Annotated in this window: 16 protein-coding genes and 1 tRNA gene; 5 read left to right on the top strand and 12 right to left on the bottom strand. The window is 61.7% G+C overall.

Annotation, left to right across the window (positions count from 1 at the left end; genetic code table 11):
• Positions 1-25 precede the first annotated feature (25 nt).
• The 8 genes from alr to rnr form a co-directional block, all read right to left on the bottom strand.
• Entirely contained in the window at positions 26-1,114 is a 1,089-nt protein-coding gene (alr, locus tag E0L37_RS10880) for an alanine racemase (protein ID WP_133491755.1), read from the bottom strand.
• Positions 1,115-1,134: 20 nt separating this feature from the next.
• The gene (gene dnaB, locus E0L37_RS10875) at positions 1,135-2,526 is read right to left on the bottom strand and encodes a replicative DNA helicase (protein ID WP_022993838.1); all 1,392 of its coding nucleotides are present in this window, start codon (positions 2,524-2,526) and stop codon (positions 1,135-1,137) included.
• A gap of 563 nt (positions 2,527-3,089) precedes the next feature.
• The gene (gene rplI, locus E0L37_RS10870) at positions 3,090-3,542 is read right to left on the bottom strand and encodes a 50S ribosomal protein L9 (RefSeq protein ID WP_133491754.1); all 453 of its coding nucleotides are present in this window, start codon (positions 3,540-3,542) and stop codon (positions 3,090-3,092) included.
• 15 nt (positions 3,543-3,557) lie between these two features.
• Positions 3,558-3,788 carry a 30S ribosomal protein S18 gene (rpsR, locus tag E0L37_RS10865; RefSeq protein ID WP_014993157.1) on the bottom strand — a complete coding sequence of 77 codons (231 nt, stop codon included), beginning with the start codon at positions 3,786-3,788 and terminating at the stop codon, positions 3,558-3,560.
• Between the two features lie 17 nt (positions 3,789-3,805).
• Positions 3,806-4,117, bottom strand: a complete 312-nt coding sequence (gene priB, locus E0L37_RS10860; protein ID WP_133491753.1) for a primosomal replication protein N — start codon at positions 4,115-4,117, stop codon at positions 3,806-3,808.
• A complete protein-coding gene (gene rpsF / locus E0L37_RS10855) occupies positions 4,117-4,458 on the bottom strand; it encodes a 30S ribosomal protein S6 (RefSeq protein ID WP_133491752.1) in 342 nt (113 codons plus the stop codon). Before rpsF ends, priB begins: the two co-directional genes overlap by 1 nt.
• Positions 4,459-4,825: 367 nt before the next feature.
• Entirely contained in the window at positions 4,826-5,578 is a 753-nt protein-coding gene (gene rlmB / locus E0L37_RS10850; RefSeq protein WP_133491783.1) for a 23S rRNA (guanosine(2251)-2'-O)-methyltransferase RlmB, read from the bottom strand.
• Between the two features lie 53 nt (positions 5,579-5,631).
• Positions 5,632-8,064 carry a ribonuclease R gene (rnr, locus tag E0L37_RS10845; RefSeq protein ID WP_133491751.1) on the bottom strand — a complete coding sequence of 811 codons (2,433 nt, stop codon included), beginning with the start codon at positions 8,062-8,064 and terminating at the stop codon, positions 5,632-5,634.
• A 240-nt stretch (positions 8,065-8,304) separates the two neighbouring features.
• Between rnr and E0L37_RS10840 the strand changes: the two genes are divergently transcribed.
• From E0L37_RS10840 to E0L37_RS10830, 3 genes are all read left to right on the top strand, one after another.
• Positions 8,305-8,391 (top strand) — tRNA-Leu (locus tag E0L37_RS10840).
• A gap of 171 nt (positions 8,392-8,562) precedes the next feature.
• Positions 8,563-10,311, top strand: coding sequence for an alkaline phosphatase (locus tag E0L37_RS10835; protein ID WP_133491750.1), 1,749 nt, complete (start codon positions 8,563-8,565; stop codon positions 10,309-10,311).
• 88 nt (positions 10,312-10,399) lie between these two features.
• Positions 10,400-10,654, top strand: coding sequence for a hypothetical protein (locus E0L37_RS10830; protein WP_133491749.1), 255 nt, complete (start codon positions 10,400-10,402; stop codon positions 10,652-10,654).
• A gap of 12 nt (positions 10,655-10,666) precedes the next feature.
• Here the strand turns inward: E0L37_RS10830 and E0L37_RS10825 are convergent, their stop codons facing one another.
• From E0L37_RS10825 to E0L37_RS10815, 3 genes are all read right to left on the bottom strand, one after another.
• The gene (locus tag E0L37_RS10825) at positions 10,667-11,365 is read right to left on the bottom strand and encodes a hypothetical protein (RefSeq protein ID WP_133491748.1); all 699 of its coding nucleotides are present in this window, start codon (positions 11,363-11,365) and stop codon (positions 10,667-10,669) included.
• Positions 11,366-11,496: 131 nt separating this feature from the next.
• Positions 11,497-12,903, bottom strand: coding sequence for an alkaline phosphatase (locus E0L37_RS10820; RefSeq protein ID WP_133491747.1), 1,407 nt, complete (start codon positions 12,901-12,903; stop codon positions 11,497-11,499).
• 26 nt (positions 12,904-12,929) lie between these two features.
• Positions 12,930-14,387 (bottom strand): alkaline phosphatase, encoded by a 1,458-nt coding sequence (locus E0L37_RS10815; protein ID WP_205655603.1) that lies wholly within the window; start codon positions 14,385-14,387, stop codon positions 12,930-12,932.
• 321 nt (positions 14,388-14,708) lie between these two features.
• Between E0L37_RS10815 and E0L37_RS10810 the strand changes: the two genes are divergently transcribed.
• Positions 14,709-16,454 (top strand): PhoX family phosphatase, encoded by a 1,746-nt coding sequence (locus E0L37_RS10810; RefSeq protein ID WP_133491746.1) that lies wholly within the window; start codon positions 14,709-14,711, stop codon positions 16,452-16,454.
• 82 nt (positions 16,455-16,536) lie between these two features.
• Positions 16,537-18,171, top strand: a complete 1,635-nt coding sequence (locus E0L37_RS10805) for a hypothetical protein (protein ID WP_133491745.1) — start codon at positions 16,537-16,539, stop codon at positions 18,169-18,171.
• Between the two features lie 57 nt (positions 18,172-18,228).
• Here the strand turns inward: E0L37_RS10805 and E0L37_RS10800 are convergent, their stop codons facing one another.
• Positions 18,229-19,521: an adenylosuccinate synthase gene (locus E0L37_RS10800; RefSeq protein WP_133491744.1), complete on the bottom strand. Its 1,293-nt coding sequence runs from the start codon at positions 19,519-19,521 to the stop codon at positions 18,229-18,231.
• Positions 19,522-19,525: the final 4 nt, after the last annotated feature.

Below are 19,525 nucleotides of genomic sequence, written 5' to 3'. Positions count from 1 at the left end.
GGCAGGTAACACCACCCCATGCGGGTTAAGGGCTCCGCGCCTGGCGTCCGGCGTCCACCACCCGCTCCGGCCGGCTGGTGACCTGACAGAATAACTCGTAGCTGATGGTACCGCAGGCGGCGGCCACGTCATCCACGGAAACAGTGTCACCCCACAGCTCCACTTCATCGCCGACGCGAGCCTCGAGGCCATCCAGTCTCACCGTGATCATGTCCATGGAGACCCGGCCGACCAGCTCGGTGCGCCGGCCATTGACCGCCACCGGCGTGCCATTGGGAGCGTGGCGCGGGTAGCCGTCGCCGTAGCCCACCGCCACCACGCCGATGGTGCCGTTTTCCGGCGCGGTCCAGGTGGCGCCGTAGCCCACGGTCTGGCCAGCGTAAATGGGATTCACGGCGATCAGGCGGGCACTGAAACGCTGGGTCGGGCGCAGCCCCAATTCGCCGGCGGAGCGCCACGGGAACGGCGACGACCCGTACAGCATGATGCCGGGCCGGACCCGCTGCTGGCGCGCCGCCGGATAACGGATCAGAGCGGCGGAGTTGGCGGCGGTGACCGGCAATCCCAGCTCCCCGGACAGTGCCAGCACCGCCGCCAGTTGCTGCTCACTGAACGGATCGTCCTGCTGATCGGCGCAGGCAAAGTGGCTCATCAGGCCGAGCAGCCGCACACCAGGGATGGCCCGCAGTATCGCCGCCTGTTCCCGTGCCTGCTCCGGCACCATGCCCAGCCGATTCATGCCGGTATTGATTTTCAACCATACGCCCAGGGGCGCCGGCCGCTTGCGCAGCAGCGCCACCTGCCAGGGCGCATGCACCACCACTTCCACGTCCAGGCGGGAGGCTTCCGCGATCTCCTCCTGGTCGAAGAACCCTTCCGCCACCAGGACCGGCTCACGGACGCCGTGCTCACGCACTGCCCGGGCCTCGTCCAGCAACGCCACGCCCAGGCCATCCACCTGCCCGGCCAGGGCATCGGCGGCCAACGTCAGGCCATGGCCGTAGCCGTTGGCCTTGATCATGGCGAACACCTGGGCGCCGTCCGCCAGGGTCCGGGCCACGCCAGCGTTATGGGCCAGAGCCGCTGGCCGTATCTGTAACCGGGTACCGCGCATGGTGCTCTCTCCCGCCCCGGTTATTCGTTGTCCTGGTATTGCTGGTAGTACTCCGGCGCCAGATCGTCGAAGCGGGTGAATTCGCCGCGGAACGCCAGCCGCACGGTACCGATGGGCCCGTTCCGGTGCTTGCCGATGATGATCTCGGCGATGCCCTTCTCCGGCGTGTCCTTGTTGTAGACCTCGTCACGATAGAGGAACACGATCAAATCCGCGTCCTGCTCGATCGCCCCGGATTCCCGCAGGTCGGACATCACCGGCCTTTTGTTGGGGCGCTGTTCCAGGGAGCGGTTCAACTGCGACAGGGCGATCACCGGGCAATTCATTTCCTTGGCCAGTCCCTTGAGGTTCCGGGAGATTTCCGAGATTTCGTTGACCCGGTTGTCGGCGCCGGGGACCTGCATCAGCTGCAGATAGTCGACCATGATCAGGCCGATCTCTCCGCCACATTCCCGCGCCACCCGGCGGGCTCTGGCGCGCATTTCCAGCGGGCTGAGCGCGGCGGTATCGTCGATGAAGAATTTCTGCTCGCTGAGCATCTGGATCGCCGAGGTGATGCGCGGCCAGTCATCCTGCTCCAGGCGACCGGAGCGGATCGCGCCCTGGTTGATGCGCCCCAGGGAGGACAGCATCCGCATCACGATGGCGTCGGCGGGCATCTCCATGGAGAACACCAGCACCGGCTTGCCGGCTTTGATCGCCACGTTCTCGCACAGGTTCATGGCAAAGGTGGTCTTACCCATGGAGGGCCGCCCCGCCACCACCACCATGTCCGACGGTTGCAGCCCGGCGGTCATCTTGTCCATTTCCTCGAAACCGGTGGTGACCCCGGTCAGGGAATTCTTGGTGCGGTACAGCTCGTCGATACGGTCCACCGCTTTCTTCAACACCGACTTGATATTCTGCGGACCGGAACCCTTCTTCTGCTGTTCCGCGATCTCGAAAATCGACGACTCGGCGGTATCCAGAATTTCCAGGGAAGGCTTGCCCTTGGGATTGAACGCCAGATCCGACACCTTGTGCGACACCTGGATCAACTGCCGCAAAATACTGCGCTCGCGAACGATCTCCGCATAGGCGTTGATATTGGCGGTACTCGGCGTGTTGCGGGCCAGCTCCGAGAGATAGGTGGCTCCGCCCACGTCGTCCAATTCGCCGCGGTGCGTCAGAGCCTGGGAAACGGTCACCAGGTCACTGGGCTTTTCTTCCTCCACCAACTGACCGATAACCTGGAAGATCAGCCGGTGCTCTTTACGATAGAAGTCCTTCTCGCCGACCCGTTCGGCGACATCATCCCAGGCTTCATTGTTGAGCAGCAGTCCCCCCAATACCGCCTGTTCCGCTTCCACGGAATGGGGCGGGATACGCAGGCTGTCGGGAAGATGGTCGTCCAACGCAAGAGACTCGTTCATGGTGGGTCCGTCAGATGGTATGCAAAAAGGCCAGGAGGCGATCATAACAAAAAATCGCCAGGAACGATTAGTGCCCCACCATCCGCTGGCACGCAACACGCCTGCACGCCAAAGCCAAGGCCCGCTTGCCGGCCTTGGGGACACGAATTCAAAGCAACTCCGTCATGCCGGACTTGATCCAGCATCTCCTTCCACGAAGCCATGCGCCCTGTAGAGGGAGATCCTGGGCCACACAACGGTGCTTAGAGCACCGTTTGGACGCCCCGCAGGGCGCCCCGAAGGGGGAGTTCGATGGTCTTAAGCCAGGGAACTCTCTACCCCGGGATGCCCGAGTGTTTTCAAAGCGTGTTGGCGTGCCGGCGTGTTGCGTGTTAGCGGCCCGTTCCACAACGGTGGGACAGTAATGGCCAGGAACGATTTTCGACGTCGCTTTAGCGACGGCCTGCAGGGTGGCCGCCATGGACGGCGGCCACAAAAAAGGCACCGCCCGATGGTCGGACAGTGCCTTGATTGTGTCACCGCGCCCCGGGGAGGGGCAAACCGGTGCGGGATAGCGGCCGTGATTACTCGGCCGGTACCACCGCCAGCTTGATGGTCACGGTCACATCGGCGTGCAACGCCAGGTCGATTTCGTACTCACCGGTTTGACGCAGCGCGCCGTGCGGGAGTTTCACTTCGGCCTTGGACATTTCCACACCAGTTTGCTCGGTGATGGCGTCGGCGATGTCGCGGGTGCCGACGGAGCCAAACAGCTTACCTTCGTCACCGGACTTGGCGCCGATGGTCACGGACGCTTCGGCCAGCTTGTCGGCACGCTCCTGGGCAGCCGCCAGTTGCTCGGAGGCTTGTTTTTCCAGTTCCGCGCGACGGGCTTCCACTTCGGCCAGGTTGTCCTTGGTCGCCGGCAGGGCTTTGCCTTGCGGGATCAGGAAGTTACGGCCATAGCCGGGGCGAACGTCCACCACGGAGCCCAGATCACCCAGGTTCTTGATGGTTTCCAGCAGGATCACTTGCATGACGGTCCCCTCGGCTTAATTGTCGTGGCTGTCGGAGTACGGCAGCAGCGCCAGGAAGCGGGCCTGCTTGACCGCGGAGGCCAGCTGGCGCTGATAACGTGCTTTGGTGCCGGTGATACGGCTGGGCACGATCTTGCCGGTTTCGGTGATGTAGGCTTTCAGGGTGTCGAGATCCTTGAAATCAATGTACTCAACACCTTCCGCGGTGAAGCGGCAGAATTTGCGACGGCGATAAAAACGGGCCATGGTTTTCTCCTCGATTCCTAGTCCAGGGGCTCCAGTGTTTCCACGATCAACTGCAAACGGTCCCGGGCTTCGCCCTTGTAGCCCGCGCGGCTGAGAAAGCCGCCGACTCTGACCCGTTGTCCTTCTTTCAGGTGCTTCGCCAGGGCGGTCTTGCCGCCGGCGAGTACCAACCCGATGCGGGCCTGGACTTCACGGGGATGGCCGTCTTCAAGCTGCCGGGACCGGTGCTCCAGCCAGAGACGCTGGCGGGGCACGCCACCCGGCGTTACGGCCACCTTTTCAAGGGTGACGACGATGCCGGTGAGCTCGCAGTGATTACGCTCGGAAATCAGCTGGCGGCCTCCTCCTTCTCGTTGGTTTTCGCCAGCGGGGACGGCTCGGTGATGGCCTTTTCGCGACGAATCACGAGGTGACGGATTACGGCATCGTTGAACCGGAAGGTGTTTTCCAGCTCGGCGAGGGTTTCGCCGTCACATTCGATGTTCAGCATCACGTAGTGTGCTTTGTGGATCTTGTTGATCGGGTAAGCCAGTTGGCGGCGGCCCCAGTCTTCAAGACGGTGGATCGTGCCTTTGCCATCGGTAACGATCGCGCTGTAACGCTCGATCATGGCGGGCACTTGCTCGCTCTGGTCCGGGTGAACCAGGAACACGATTTCGTAGTGACGCATTGTCGGCTCCTTACGGATTGGGCAGCTTCCCGAATATCGGTGAAGCAAGGAGGTCCGCCCGCCACCGGACCGGCGACAGGCGAAGGGCGGGGATTCTAGCTCAGAAGGCGCGCGGGCTCAAGGCCAAAAGCCTTGGGGTCCATGGGCCACTGGTGTCCCGTAATTCGCTAGCACGCTGGCACGCCAACCCCAAAACCCTTGGAAACGTCATGCCGGACTTGATCCGGCATCTCCTTCCACGAAGCCATGCGCCCCGAAGCGGGAGTTCAATGGTCTTAAACCATGGCACTCTCTACCCCGGGATGCCCGAGTGTTTTCAAAGCGTGTTGGCGTGCCGGCGTGGTGCGCGTATGCGAGCCGCCCCAAATCAGCCCCCATCCCGGGCGCGGATATGAAACAGCATCACTCCGGTGGCCACCGACACGTTCAGACTCTGCACGTCACCGGCCATGGGGATCGACACCAGGTCATCGCAACGCTCCAGGGTCAAACGTCGCAGCCCCTCGCCTTCGGCGCCCATGACCACCGCCAGGCCCGGATCGGGCTGGTAGTCGAACAGCGACACACTGCGCCGGTCCAGCGCCGCCCCGGCCACACGGATGCCGCGCTCCCGGAGCGCTTCCAGCAACTGGGCCAGATTGCCCACTTCGAAGTAACGCAGCGACTCGGCGGCGCCGGCGGCACTGCGGCAGGCCACCGGCGTCAGGCCGGCGGCGTGGCGGCGTGGCACAATCACGGCATCGACACCGGCGGCGTCGGCGCTGCGCAGGCAGGCCCCCAGGTTATGAGGGTCCGTGACGCCTTCCAGGATCAGCAGCAACGGCGGCCGCCCGAGACCATCCAGCAAGGTCGCCAATTCGGCTTCCCCGCCCGGCACGCGCGGCCGGGCCCGGGCCACCACACCCTGATTCTGCGGCCCCGCCAGTTTCTCCAGCGATTCCCGGCGCGCCGACTGCACCGCGATGCCCTGCGCCAGCGCCTGTTGCATCAACGCCTCCAGGCGGGCCTCGCCACGTTCGGCCCGGCGGTCCAGGACAAACAGCTCCAGGACCGCTTCCGGCCGATGCCGCAGCAGCGACTCCACCGCGTGGATACCGGAGTACATCACCGGCTTGTCCATGGCACCTTTACGGGACCCCGATTTACCCCGGGGCGGGCCGGAGGGACGCTTGCTCATCCGCGGCGACGCCCCCGGCGAGCGGATTTGGACTTGGGCTTACGCTTGCCGTCCTTGGGAATCTCGCCCTTGGCCAGTTTTTCACGAGTGCCACCGCCCCTGGCGGCCGGCTCGGCGGCCTGTTTCGATGACTGGGCGGCCTTCTTGCCCTTGCCGGAACGGCCCTTCTTGCCCGGCCGGGCGGAACTGGAACTGATCAGTTCCAGGTCGATCTTGCGCTCCTCGGTGTGCACTCCGGCCACCTTCACGCAGACCGCGTCCCCCAGACCATAACGGCGCCCGGAGGATTCCCCCACCAGCACCATGTTGACGTCATCGAAGCGGTAGTAATCACTGTCCAGGTTGGCCACGTGCACCAGACCATCAATATGCAGATCGTTGATCTGGACAAACAGCCCGAACGCCGCCACGCCGCTGATCACCCCGTCGAATTCCTGCCCCAGATGCTCCTCCATATACTGGCACTTGAGCCACTGCACCACGTCACGGGTGGCATCATCGGCACGCCGCTCGGTCATCGAGCAGTGCTCGCCCATGGTCACCATGTCCGCCGGACTGTAAGGCAGGATGCGTTCGCGCGGAATCGCCGGCAGTTCGCCGGGATTGTCCACATGAGGGCTCTCGGCACCGGAGCGGATCAGATAACGGATGGCCCGGTGCACCAGCAGATCCGGGTAACGGCGGATCGGCGAGGTGAAGTGGGTGTAGGCGTTGTAGGCCAGACCAAAGTGCCCTTTGTTGCCGGCCTCGTATTTGGCCTGGCTCATGGAGCGCAACATCATGGTCTGAATCACCTGCCGGTCCGGCCGGTCGGCGATATCCTCGCCCAGCGCCTGGAACACGCTCGGCAGAATCGCCCCCTCGGACCAGGCCAGACTCAGCCCGAGTCCGCCGAGGAACTGCTGCAGGTTGCTCAGGCGCTCTTCCTTGGGCGGCTCGTGATTACGATAGAGGGTTGCCACCTCGGATTTCTCCAGCAGGCGGGCGGCACAGATATTGGCCGCCAACATCGCCTCCTCGATCATGATGTGCGCCACATTGCGCACCACCGGCACGATGGCGCGGATCTTCTGGTTCTCATCGTAGAGAATCCGGCTCTCGTCACTGTCGAAGTCGATGGCGCCCCGCAACTCCCGGCGGCTGCGCAGGGCCTGGAACATCTCATGGAAGGACCAGATCATGTCGATGGACTCGTCGTCCAGCGACGCCACCGTTTGCTGCGCCAGCTGGGATTCCGGCTCCTCGATCATCGCCCCGACCTTGGTATAGGTCAGTCGGTGACGGGAGCGCATCACCCCTTCACGGAACACGAAACGCGACACCCGGCCGTTGGCGGAGACCAGCATGTCACAGTAGAGACACAACCGGTCCACATGGGGGTTGAGTGAGCACAGTCCGTTGGACAGCGCTTCCGGCAGCATCGGCACCACCCGGTTGGGGAAGTACACCGAGTTGCCGCGCTTGTGGGCTTCGTTGTCCAGCGGGCTGTTGGGATGCACATAGTGGCTGACGTCGGCGATGGCGACGATCAGACGCCAGCCGCCGCGGCGGCGGCGGGCCACGTAAACGGCATCGTCGAAATCGCGGGCGTCCTCGCCATCGATGGTCACCAACGGCAGGTCGCGCAGATCCACCCGGTGGGCCTTCGCTTCATGGGGCACGTTCACACCGAAGCGGGAGGCGGCCTCCTCCACGCCTTCCGGCCACTGGTGAGGGATCTCAAAACGGCGCAGCGCCACTTCCACTTCCATTCCCGGTTGATCCGGGGTGGCGATGATCTCCTCCAGGCGCACCAGCACATGGTGGTCACGCGAGGGGTACTGGGTGATGACCCCGCGCACATGATCGCCCGGGCTCGGCTTGAGACCGTTATGGTCCTCCACCAGAACTTCCTTGGCGATACGCCGGTTCTCCGGCTCGATGAAACTGACTCCCGCCTCGCGGCGGAATCGGCCGACCACCTCGGTCACCGCCCGCTCGGCGATCTCGACGATGCGCGCCTCGCGCTTGCCAAAGCGGTTGAATCCGGCCTCGTTCACCAGCACCCGGTCGCCGTCCATGACCTTTTCCATCTGGCGCGGCGCCAGGAACAGATCGGACAGACCGCGGTCATCGGGGATCAGGAAACCGAAACCGTCGCGATGGCCCTGCACGGTGCCCGCGACCAGATTCATGCGGGAGACGATCCCCAGTTTACCGTTGCGGTTTTCCACCAGTTGGCCGTCACGGAGCATGGCCTTGAGGCGGCGCTCCAGACCGACCAGGCCGTCTTCACCCACCGCCAGCAGTTCCGCCAGTTGCCGCTGATCCAGCGGCTTGCCCTGGTCATTCAACACTTCAAGGATCAACTCTCGGCTGGGAACCGGATTCTCGTATTTCGCCGCTTCCCGATCCGCGTGGGGATCCGTGTAGCGTTTTTTTGATGACATTCAATACCCTCAAAAACAAATGTATGGGTTGGCCGGCGCCTGATGCGCCTCAATTTGGCTCGTGGGAAAAGCGTGACAAGCCGGTCTCCCTGGCAAGGCGTTGTGAACTCCGGAGATGAAACCGGCATGAAGAAAATGGGACGACTTTTTTGCAGAAACCGTTTGACATCGGGCCATCATATACTAGAATGCACGCGCTTTCGCGATGAACGGCCTGATTTTTTCAGCCTTTCACGCCAAGCCGAGGTGGTGAAATTGGTAGACACGCTAGCTTCAGGTGCTAGTGGGGGCAACCCCGTGGAGGTTCAAGTCCTCTCCTCGGCACCAATCCTGAAAAGGCTCCCAAACGGGAGCCTTTTTTCGTTAGGGCGAGGTTCGGACTCCCGGCCCCACGCGCGCATCACCCTCCCTTCCTGCCATATACAACAACCAACATAAAACCGTCATAGCCACTCATTAGCATCGCTCACACCCAATAACCTGACAGGGAAGAGCACTATGAGACGCCTGACACGCCGTGACTTTATTCGCGCCTCCGCACTGGGTATGGGTGCGGTGGTGGTTTCCAGCGGCCTGACCGGCTGCGGGGGATCATCCTCCAGCAATAATAATGACGACGGCCGCCAGGTGGCGTTCCACCACGGCGTCGCCAGCGGCGATCCGCAGACCCAGGGCGTCATCCTGTGGACCCGGGTCACTCCGGAGGACGGCAACACCGCACCGGTCCCGGTGAGCTGGGAGGTCGCCAGTGACGCGGACTTCACTCAACTGGTCAACGAGGACAGCGCCGAAGTCCGTGAGGCTTACGACTTCACGCTCAAAGTAGACGTACAGGGCCTGGAACCCGGCAACACCTACTATTACCGTTTCCGTGCCGCCGGCGTCACCTCTCCGGTGGGCGTTACCCGCACTCTGCCGGAAGGCAGCGTGGATCAGGTCACCTTCGCGGTGCTGTCCTGCTCCAACTACCCTGCCGGTTACTTTCATGTCTATGCCGAAGCCGCCAAGGAAGCGCAACTGGATGCGGTGCTGCATCTGGGTGACTACCTGTATGAATACAACACCACGGGCTACGACGGCGATCAGGCCGAGCAGATGGGCCGCGCCCTGCCGGAAAACAACGACCTGGAAATGATCAAGCTGGAGGACTACCGCCGCCGCCATGCGCTCTATCGCACCGACGCGGATCTGCAGGCCCTCCATGCCAAGGCGCCGTTCATCGCCGTCTGGGATGATCACGAAATCGCCAACGACGCCTGGATGGAAGGCGCCGAGAACCACGACAGCACCGAAGGCGATTATCTGATGCGCAAGCAGTGCGCCCTGCAGGCCTACTTCGAGTGGATGCCGATCCGGCCGTTCGACGACAACGATCGGGAAATCATCTACCGCAGCTTCCACTACGGCGACCTGGTCAGCCTGCACATGCTCGACACTCGCATCATCGGCCGGGACCAGCAGCTCAGCTACACCGACTTCCTGACCGAAACCGGCATCGACGCCGAGGCCTTCACCGCCGCGGTCACCGATCCCGAGCGGCATCTGCTTGGCACCACCCAATTGAACTGGCTCAGCGGGGCACTGGCGACTTCCAGCGCCACCTGGCAGGTGCTGGGCCAGCAAGTGCTGATGGGGCGCATGCTGATGCCGGCGGAAATGCTACAGGGGCTGCTGGCTCCGGGCCCCGAGCTGGTCGCCCTTATTGGTGAACTGACCACCCTGAAAGGACGCTATCTGCAAGGCGATCCAACGCTGACCGAAGAGGAAGTCGCCCGTCTGACCACTGTCCTGCCCTACAACCTGGACGCCTGGGACGGCTACATGGCCGAGCGTGAAATGCTGCTGCGGACGGCGAAGGAGCTGGGCAAGAACCTGGTGGTACTGGCCGGCGACACCCACAATGCCTGGGCCAGCCATCTCACCGTTGGCAGTGGCGAGGACAAGCAGAGCGTCGGCGTGGAACTGGCCACCGCCTCGGTGTCCTCGCCGGGCCTGGAGTCCTATCTGCAGTTACCGGCGGAGGCAGTTCCCCAGGCGGAGCAGGCCATCACTCTGCTGGTGGATGACCTGCAGTACCTCAACGCCAGCCAGCGCGGTTATCTGCGAGTCACCTTCACCGCCGAGAAAGCCCGGGCGGACTGGCGTTTTGTCTCCACGGTGAAAAGCAGCGACTATCAGGTGGACGAGGCACGCGGGCATTCGATGACGGTGCAGGCAGGGAGTCCGGCTCTGACCCAGGCGGACTGAAAACAGCGGGGGATGGTGAACTTGCATACGCCGCCGAAGTGGCCCAATATCCGGGCCGCACGCTGAACCGAGCGATAACGTGGTCCCTATGCAAAAGAATCAAGCCACCCCCGCCCCTCATGCCTCCCGGGGCCGCCGCCTGCCCGTATTGGCACTGGCCCTGTTTCTGGCCCTGCAGGCTCCGGCCTATCTGCCGGCAACCGCGCAGGCCGAGGTACACCCGGAAATCCAGAAGGCTAACGAACAGAGAGCCCGAGCCGAGCGACGTCAGAAATTTCTGCTACTGTTTCCCGCCGCCGCCCTCGGCATCACCATCGCGCTGATCATCATCAAACGCCGCTGAGACCGCCGATGGTCAATCAAGCAGATCCGAGTAATCCCGGTTCCTGTACCCCTCCAGGGCGGTCCAGGGCAGAGGGTTGGGGTCAGTGATTTCCTCTGCTTCGATGGTGCGGCCGGACAAACCGTGCTCGTCCCGGGCTCGGATCGATACCGCGTAACGCCGCTCGGGGTTCCACACCAGGGTAATATACTGAGAGCCGCGCTGGATCTGGTAGGTTTCGACACCATTCTCAGCCACCGAGGATGGTTCCAGAGCAGACAAGGTGGCCGGGTCCAACAGCGCCCAGGTCTCCACCCAGTGGCCGTCGTAGCCCACGTTGCCGTAATACGGTGGCGCGATATCAATGAGGCGCTGTTCGTAACGGTCCACCAGTTTGACGTCGACGTTACCGTCGCCGTCCCTCTGGATCCACAATGGCGCCCCCACCACATCCGCATGCTTGTGGCCCAGACCGCCGTGGTGATGATCGTCATGGTCCCGTTGCGCCGCTTCCGGGACCTCCCGTTCCACCCACAAGGCGTTTTCCTGGCGATACAGCTTTTCCGCGTAGGACAATTCCTGCCGCACGCCATCCTTGCCCACCTGCCACTGGTGATACTCCACGCGCAGCGCGGAGGCGGCGTCCGCCCAGGCGGTCACCGGCCAGGCCAGGGACACCATCGTCCCCAGCAGGCTCAGCCGGGCCAGACGCCCGATTCTTTCAACAACCATTGTTCCACTACCCATTAAGAATGGCCGGGAGCAATTTTTAACGTTGCTCCGCGACGGCCCAAAGAGTGACCGCCACGGACGGCGGCCATAAAAAAGGGTGGCCGAAGGGCCACCCATGAATACCCGAAAACTCAGAGGCCCATGGCTTCGTGGATCAAGCCGAATACTTCCACGTTATCCAGGGTGCCTTTGAACAGATCGCTGCCGGCACCACCCGCGGTCAGACGAATATCACCACCGCCGTGGGTTTCACTGCCGGGTCCGCCCAGTTTCACGCCCACTTCCTGCAGGTAATCATCCCGCAGCACTTCGTCTTCGATCAGCGTGGTCCGATCCGCCTCGCGGGGACCGCCACCATTACCGAACACCAGAGTGGTGAAGGGTTTGCCCTGAGCATCAAGCGCCAGCCCGCCGGTGCGGTATTCCTTCAGCAAGCCGAGTACCGGGTTACCGATCTTGGAGTAGCCATTGAACGCCATGACGTGATCGTGATCCGCGGTAACGATGATCAGAGTATTTTCCAGATTCACCTTGCCCACCGCGGCGGCGATGGCTTCGTCGAACGCCAGCGTGTCCTCCAGTGCGCGCTTGGCGTTGGTGCCATGCAGGGCGTGATCGATACGACCGCCTTCCACCATCAGGAAATAACCGTCCTGATTGCGGGACAGGATATCGATGGCGGCACTGGTCATCTCCGCCAGACTCGGTTCATCCAGATCGTTATTGACCCGATCCAGCTCGTAGTTCAAGTCGCTGTTATTGAACAGCCCGAACAGCTTATCGGTGCTGGCCAGGTCGACACCTGCCAGCTCGGAGCCGCTGCTCACATAGGTGTAACCGCTGTCCTGCATTTCCAGAATCAGATCACGATCATCACTGCGGCGCCCTTCCGGAGCTGGCAGGAAGTGGCGGCGGCCGCCACCGAGAATCACATCGAGACCGTCAGTCCCCAGCGCGTTGTTATAACCGTCGCCGTCCGGCACCATTTGCGTGGCAATGGTATTCTCAGCATTGCGGTTGCAGATGTGGGCGTAGGTGGTGGCGGGCGTGGCATGAGTAATGCGCGTGGTGGTCACCACGCCAGTGCCGTAGCCCTTGGCTTTGAGGATCTCGAGCAGAGTTTCCGCCGCTTCGCCATTACCGGTTTCCGGGCACAGGCTGTCACCATTGTTCTGGTACGGATTACCATCGTCATCGTTGGGGTTGGCATCCGGCGTCATCGAAATCACTTCGTTCTTGGATTTCATACCGGTCATGTAGCTGGCCATGCCGGGAGCGCTGTCGGTGGTCTGAGCATCCTCGGAGTAGGTTTTGATACGCGCGGCGTAGCCCAGCTTTTCCATCGCCAGCTTATGGGTCTCCGGCACTTCCAGACCGGCCTTTTCACCAGCGTAGATGCGAGCGGCGGTCTGAGTAACCGGGCCCATGCCATCGCCGAGGAAGAAAATAATATTCTTGGCCTGAGCGGCGTTGACCGGCTGGGTCATCAGAGTGGCGGCACAGCAGATCAGTGCACCGCCAATAACGGAACGTTTCATATTTCTCTCCTGCTTTAATTGGCGGTTCAATCCAGATCCAGAGCGGCCTTGATCTTGCCGAAGACTTCAGTGTTGTCGATGACACCGTGGAAAACGTCGGCCCCCATACCAACCGCCCCCAGGAATACGTCACCACCACCGTGGGTTTCACTGCTGAGCTGAATGACCGCTTCCTGCAGGTAGTCATCCGCGGCGGTTTGGGTCTCCGTCAACGCGACGCGGGTAGCGGGACGATTCGGGCCATTACCGAAACCGAGAATGGTGTAGGGGTTACCATCAACATCGGTGCGCGGCTCCCCTTTGTTCGGACCGTTGGCGTAGTTACGAACCATGCCCAGAACGCCCGCGTGGTCCTCGGTGGTCTTGCCGGTACGCTCGGCATAGCCATTGATCACCAGGGTGTGGTCATGGTCCGCGGTTACCACGATCAGCGTGTTTTCAAGCCCGGGATCGATCTCTTCCATTTTTTCGAGCGCGGTTTTTACCGCGTTATCGAACGCAATACCGTCGGTCAGCGCGCGCTTGCCGCTGGTGGCATGAAGAGCATGGTCAATACGGCCGCCTTCCACCATCAGGAAGAAGCCATTGTCACGAGTACTGAGCATGTCGATGGCTTTACCGGTCATCTCGGCCAGGCTCGGCTCTTGCGTGGGAATACGATCCAGCTCATAGCTCATGTCGCTGCTGGTGAAGATGCCGAGCAGCTTCGCGGTATCGTCGGTCACGCCCATCAAAGCGTCGATGCTGTCCACGTACTGATAGCCGGCGGTCCGCATTTCCTCGATCAGATTACGACCGTCGGTGCGACGACCACTCTGATCCGCGGGCAGGAAGTGACGACGGCCGCCACCGAGGACGACGTCAACGCCATCGCCAAGGGCGGCATTGAAGCCTTCTCCCCCCGGTACCATTTGCGCCGCGATGGTGTTTTCACCATTGCGATTACAGATATGGGCGTAGGTGGTTGCCGGAGTGGCGTGGGTAACCCGGGTGGTGGTAACCACGCCGGTGGCGAAGCCCTGCCCTTTCATCATTTCCAGCAGCGTTTCCACCGGAGCGCCATTACCTTGCTCACAGGTGCTGTTGCCGTCGGCATCCACGTACTGAGACCCGTCCGGTGCGTAGGCATTGGTTTCGGTGGTCATGGAGATGACTTCATTCTTCATCTTCACGCCGGTCATGTAAGCGGCCATGGAGGGCGCGCTGTCGGTCACCTGACCATCCGCGGAGTAGGTGCGAACGAAAGCGGTTTCCGGCAGCGTATCGATGGTGATACTGCCCGCCTCACCGGCTTCGAAGATGCGCATGGCGGTCAGCGTGGTGATACCCATGCCATCACCGAGGAAGAACAGCACGTTTTTCTTGGCGGCGGGCGGTGGCGCATCGTTATTGTCGCTGTCACTGCCGCAGCCAGTCAGCGTTACGGCGAGAGCGAGCCCCGCCATCTTGAGCATTTTCATCGGCACTTCCTGTCTCATCGTCATGTCTTCGAGCCCCACTGGGAGAGGGCCACCCCGGCATGGAGTATTCAAAATCTTTATGACAGTTTTGAGATACCCCCAGGAATGTGCCGCTAAATCGCGGACATCTTTCGCTAAATGTAACGATATAACGATGCAAGGCCGAGTTACACCAATTCCAACCTGAGACCTCCTTTCCTCACCCCAACCAACGGTGACCGCTCCGTTGCCGGCACCTCCCATCATGGCGAAATATTTTCGTCATTTTTCTCTCATTAAAACGCCATTTCCCCGCCTCACCCTGATCGCCACCCCAATTCCAAACAATAGTAGACGGAGCTATTCATGTCTCTGAGGAACGACGCTTTTAAACTGGGCGCGCTGGCTGTTGCCATCTCCATGGCACTGACCGGTTGCGGAAGCGATAGTGATAACGACGGCAACCCTGACCCGCAGCCGCGGATGGAGCGGCTGACCCGTATCGCCACCCTGCCGCTGGGTTCGGAAGCCACCGGTCTGTTCATGAAAGAGGACGGTGAGGTCTTCACCAACATCCAGCATCCGTCCGATGCCAACGTCACCGTTGATGGCGAAGGGCACGTCTATAAACACGCCACCGTGGGACTGATCGAAGGGGCGGACATCCATGAGCACTTCGAGTCGATTTCCGTTCCGGAAACCGATGAAGAGAAACAAATCATGCGCGTGGCGGTAGGCCGCTACAACGTGTTGGGACAGCAAGGCCAGTCCTGGGCCGGCACCCCTGGCACCGGTCTGGGCGCCATCGAAGTAAACGACGGCACCGCCCTGATCCGTGTTTCCAATGACCCCGATTTCAACGGCTGGGTCCAAGTCAGCGAGGACGAAGGCTATCTGTTCACCAACTGGGAAGACCGTCCCGGCGGAATGAGCCGTCTGCACCTGATCCGCACCGCGGAAGGCCGTTGGGTGGTGCACGGTAACGATGCGTCCATGGTGGACTTCTCCGCCGTGCACGGCACCTGGGTTAACTGCTTCGGAACGGTTTCTCCCTGGAACACTCCGCTGACCTCCGAAGAGCTCTACTTTGACGAAACCGCGAGCTGGAACGCACCCAGCGAAGGCGGAGTGCAGGATCTGGCGGATTATCTGGCCGGCAAAGCCAATTCCGACTACACCGCTGCCTACCCGAACCCGTATAACTACGGCTACATCGTCGAAATCACCGATCCCACCGGCACCCCCACCCCGGTGAAGCACTTCACTCTGGGACGTTACTCCCATGAAAACGCCGTGGTGATGCCGGACCAGAAAACGGTATACATGAGCGACGATGGCGGCGGTGTGATCATGTTCAAGTTCGTCGCCGACAACGCGGGCGACCTGAGCAGCGGCACCCTTTACGCCGCCAAGGTCACCTCCGACGCCATTCCCATGGACGCCGCCCAGGCCGGTTTCGATCTGGAGTGGGTTGAGCTGGCCCATGGCGGCAACGACCAGATCAAAGACTGGGTCGCCGATTACGACGACATCACCGCCGCCGACTACGTGGAAGGTGAGAACAGCTATATCAGCGATCAGCAGATCAACGACTGGGCGGAAAGCAAACTGAACCAGGACCTGGACGGCAGCGGTGACGTCGCCGCCAATCCGTTCGGCGACAACCGCGTGGCCTTCCTGGAGTCCCGTAAGGCGGCGGTGAAACTGGGCGCCACCGGCGAGTTCAACAAGATGGAAGGGATCAACATCAACCCGGCCCTGGCCAAGGCCAGCGTCGAGGGCGAGGGCCCTCAGGCCTACGTCTACGTGGCCATGTCCGACATCTCCGGCGCCATGCTGGACGAAGAAGGCGCCATTCAACTGACCAACGACGACGCCCGTTGCGGCGGCGTGTTCCGCATGCCTCTGGAAGCGGACTACAACGTATCCCGACTGGATATGGTGGAACTCGGCGGCCCCTATGATCCCACCGACGAAGCCAACACCTGCAGCGTGAATGGCCTGTCCGGCCCGGATAACGTGGCGGTCATGAATGACGGTCGCGTGCTGATCGGCGAAGACACCAACAAACACGAAAACAACATGGTCTGGCTGCTGGATCCGGAATCCTGATCGTCCCGGTTTCACCGTCCAAAGGGGGAGGAGCGCTCAGGCGCCCTCCCCCTTGTCGTCTCGCTGCAACAGGTTTATCCCGATGAAATACACCTTCGTGCCCTTGCTCGCCGGCCTGCTTCTGGCCGCCTGCGACCAGGCCGGCCAAGTGGAAAACCGCACGGTCGAGGCCGCCGGGAACGCTGGGCCCCAACGGCAAATTCCACCGGACCTCAACCGCATCTACAATCAGGAAGCGCCGATTCCGCCGCAGTGCTATACCCGCACCGAAGGCGACTTCAATCCCTGCTACACCTGTCATCAGACCTATCCGGACCGGACTCGTCCCAACACCATGTGGGATGGTTACCTACAGGGCAGCTACGATTTTTCCGAACTGGGGGAGACCAACCACTGGCTCAACCTGTTCGTGGATCGGCGTGACGCCGTGGCGAAGATGTCGGATCAGGACATCATTCGCTACATCAACCAGGACAATTACACGCCTTACATGAAGACACTGGCCGAGGACAGTGACTGGAAAGGACCGGTCCCTTATGTCCGTGATCTTCAGAACGGCGCCGACGCCTTCGACGAGCAGGGCTTCGCCCGCGACGGCAGCCACTGGGTGGCGTTCAACTACAAACCTCTTCCCAGCACCTTCTGGCCCACCAACGGCAGCACCGACGATGTCATGGTGCGACTGCCCGAGAAATTCCGCACCAGCACCTGCCAGGCCGGCGAGTCCCGGGACGTCTATCTGGCCAACCTCTCGCTGATGGAGATGGCGATCAAGGAGTTGGACAGCATCACCACGCCAGCCATCGATGAAACCATGGTCTGCGCGGATCTGGACGGCGACGGTACCGTGACCACCGCCCGCGAAATGCTGCGGCGGGATCATTATCTCGGCAATGCCAAGGACGTACCCGTCACCGATATGCTCTATCCCGCCGGCATCGAGTTTCTTCATACCGTGCGTTACGTCGGCGTGGACGATCAGGGCAACATCGGCATTCCCCGGCGCATGAAGGAAGTGCGCTACATGAACAAGATACGTTCTTTCAATAATGCCCAGTTGAAATCATTGTACGGCAACGAACACCAGGAAAAGGCCGAAGGCAACTTGCCGACCTATACCGACCACGGAGACCGTGGCATGGACAACGGCTTTGGCTGGATGGTGCTGGGCTTCATCGAAAAGGCGGACGGCACCCTGCGCCCTCAGAGCAACCAGGAGCAGCGTTTCTGCATGGGCTGTCACACCACCGTCGGTACCACCATCGATCAGACCTTCGCATTCCCGCGCAAAGTCACCGGGGCGGAAGGCTGGGGCTATATCAACCTGCACGGCATGCGCGATGCACCGGCAATGAATCAGCCCCTGGGCGAGATCGCCCAATACCTAGATCTGGTCGGCGGCGGCAATGAGTTCCGTGAAAATGACGAAATGCGGGCACGCTGGTTCAACGAGGACGGCGAGGTCGATCTGGAGAAAGTCGCCAAGGCCGATGTGCACGAGCTGATCACACCGAGCCGGGATCGTGCCCTGTCATTGAACAAGGCCTACAAGCTGATCGTCGAGGAGCAGAGCTTCCTGTACGGACGCGATGCGACCCTGGCGCCGGCGGAGAACGTCTTCCGCCATATCAACCCGGACGAGATCGCTCCTCTGAAACCGGAAAAGCGCATCGACGGCTACGAAATCCGTCTGGACTGGTCCACCGCCGAGGACTGAGTTACAAGCATGAAAAAGGCCGGCAATAGCCGGCCTTTTTATCAGCGGAATTCGAACTCAGGAGAACGGATTGCGCTTGATGATGGTTTCCACCCGGTCCGGGCCGGTGGAAATGATATCGATGGGCGCGCCGGTCACTTCCTCGATGCGTTTGAGGTAGGCCCGCGCGTTTTCCGGCAGGTCCTCGAGTTTCTTCACACCCAGGGTGGATTCCTTCCAGCCGGGCAGGGATTCGTACACCGGCGTTACTTCGGCGTAGCTGTCCGCATCCCAAGCGCATTCCAGCTTCTCGCCAGCGGCGTTTTCGTATCCCACGCAGATTCGCACTTCTTCCAGACCATCCAGCACGTCCAGTTTGGTCAGACACAGACCGCTGATGGAGTTGATCTGGATGGCCCGCTTCAGCGCAATGGCGTCAAACCAGCCACAACGGCGGGCACGACCGGTGGTGGCACCGAACTCATGACCTTTCTCGGCCAGGTAACGGCCGGTTTCATCGAACAGCTCGGTGGGGAAAGGACCGCTGCCCACCCGGGTGGTGTAGGCCTTGGTGATCCCCAGCACGTAATCCAGATACAGCGGGCCGAAACCGGAACCGGTGGCGGTGCCACCGGCAGTGGTATTGGAGCTGGTTACGTAGGGGTAGGTGCCGTGATCAATATCCAACAAAGTGCCCTGAGCCCCCTCGAACATGATGTTCTCGTCGCGCTCACGGGCCCCGTGCAGCTGGGCGGTGACATCGCACACCATGGGGCGCAATTCCTCTCCCATGGCCAGCATCTCGTCCAGGGTCTTCTGGAAGTCCACCGGCTCGGCATTGTAGAAGCCGCGCAGAATGAAGTTATGGTAATCCATCACTTCACCCAGCTTGGCGGCGAACCGTTCCCGGTGGAACAAGTCACCAAGGCGCACGCCACGGCGCGCCACTTTGTCTTCGTAAGCCGGACCGATACCGCGACCGGTGGTACCAATCTTCTGGGCACCGCGGGCCACTTCGCGGGCCTGATCCAGCGCCACGTGCACGGGCAGGATCAGCGGACAGGCGGCGGACAGACGCAAGCGCTCACGCACCGGCACGTCCTGCTCCTCAAGACCACGCATTTCCTTGAGCAGCGCATCCGGCGCCAGCACCACGCCGTTACCAATCAGGCACTGCACGCCGTCGCGGAGAATGCCGGATGGAATCAGATGCAGCACGGTCTTCTTGCCATCAATCACCAGGGTATGGCCGGCATTATGGCCACCCTGGAAACGGGCCACGTAGGCCGCCTGATCGGTGAGCAGATCGACGATCTTGCCCTTGCCTTCATCACCCCATTGGGTGCCGAGAATTACGACGTTCTTGCCCATGGCT

The organism is Alcanivorax sp. 24 (assembly GCF_004360225.1).
GTDB classification, from domain to species: domain Bacteria; phylum Pseudomonadota; class Gammaproteobacteria; order Pseudomonadales; family Alcanivoracaceae; genus Alloalcanivorax; species Alloalcanivorax xiamenensis.
This window is presented reverse-complemented; position numbering and strand designations above follow the sequence as displayed.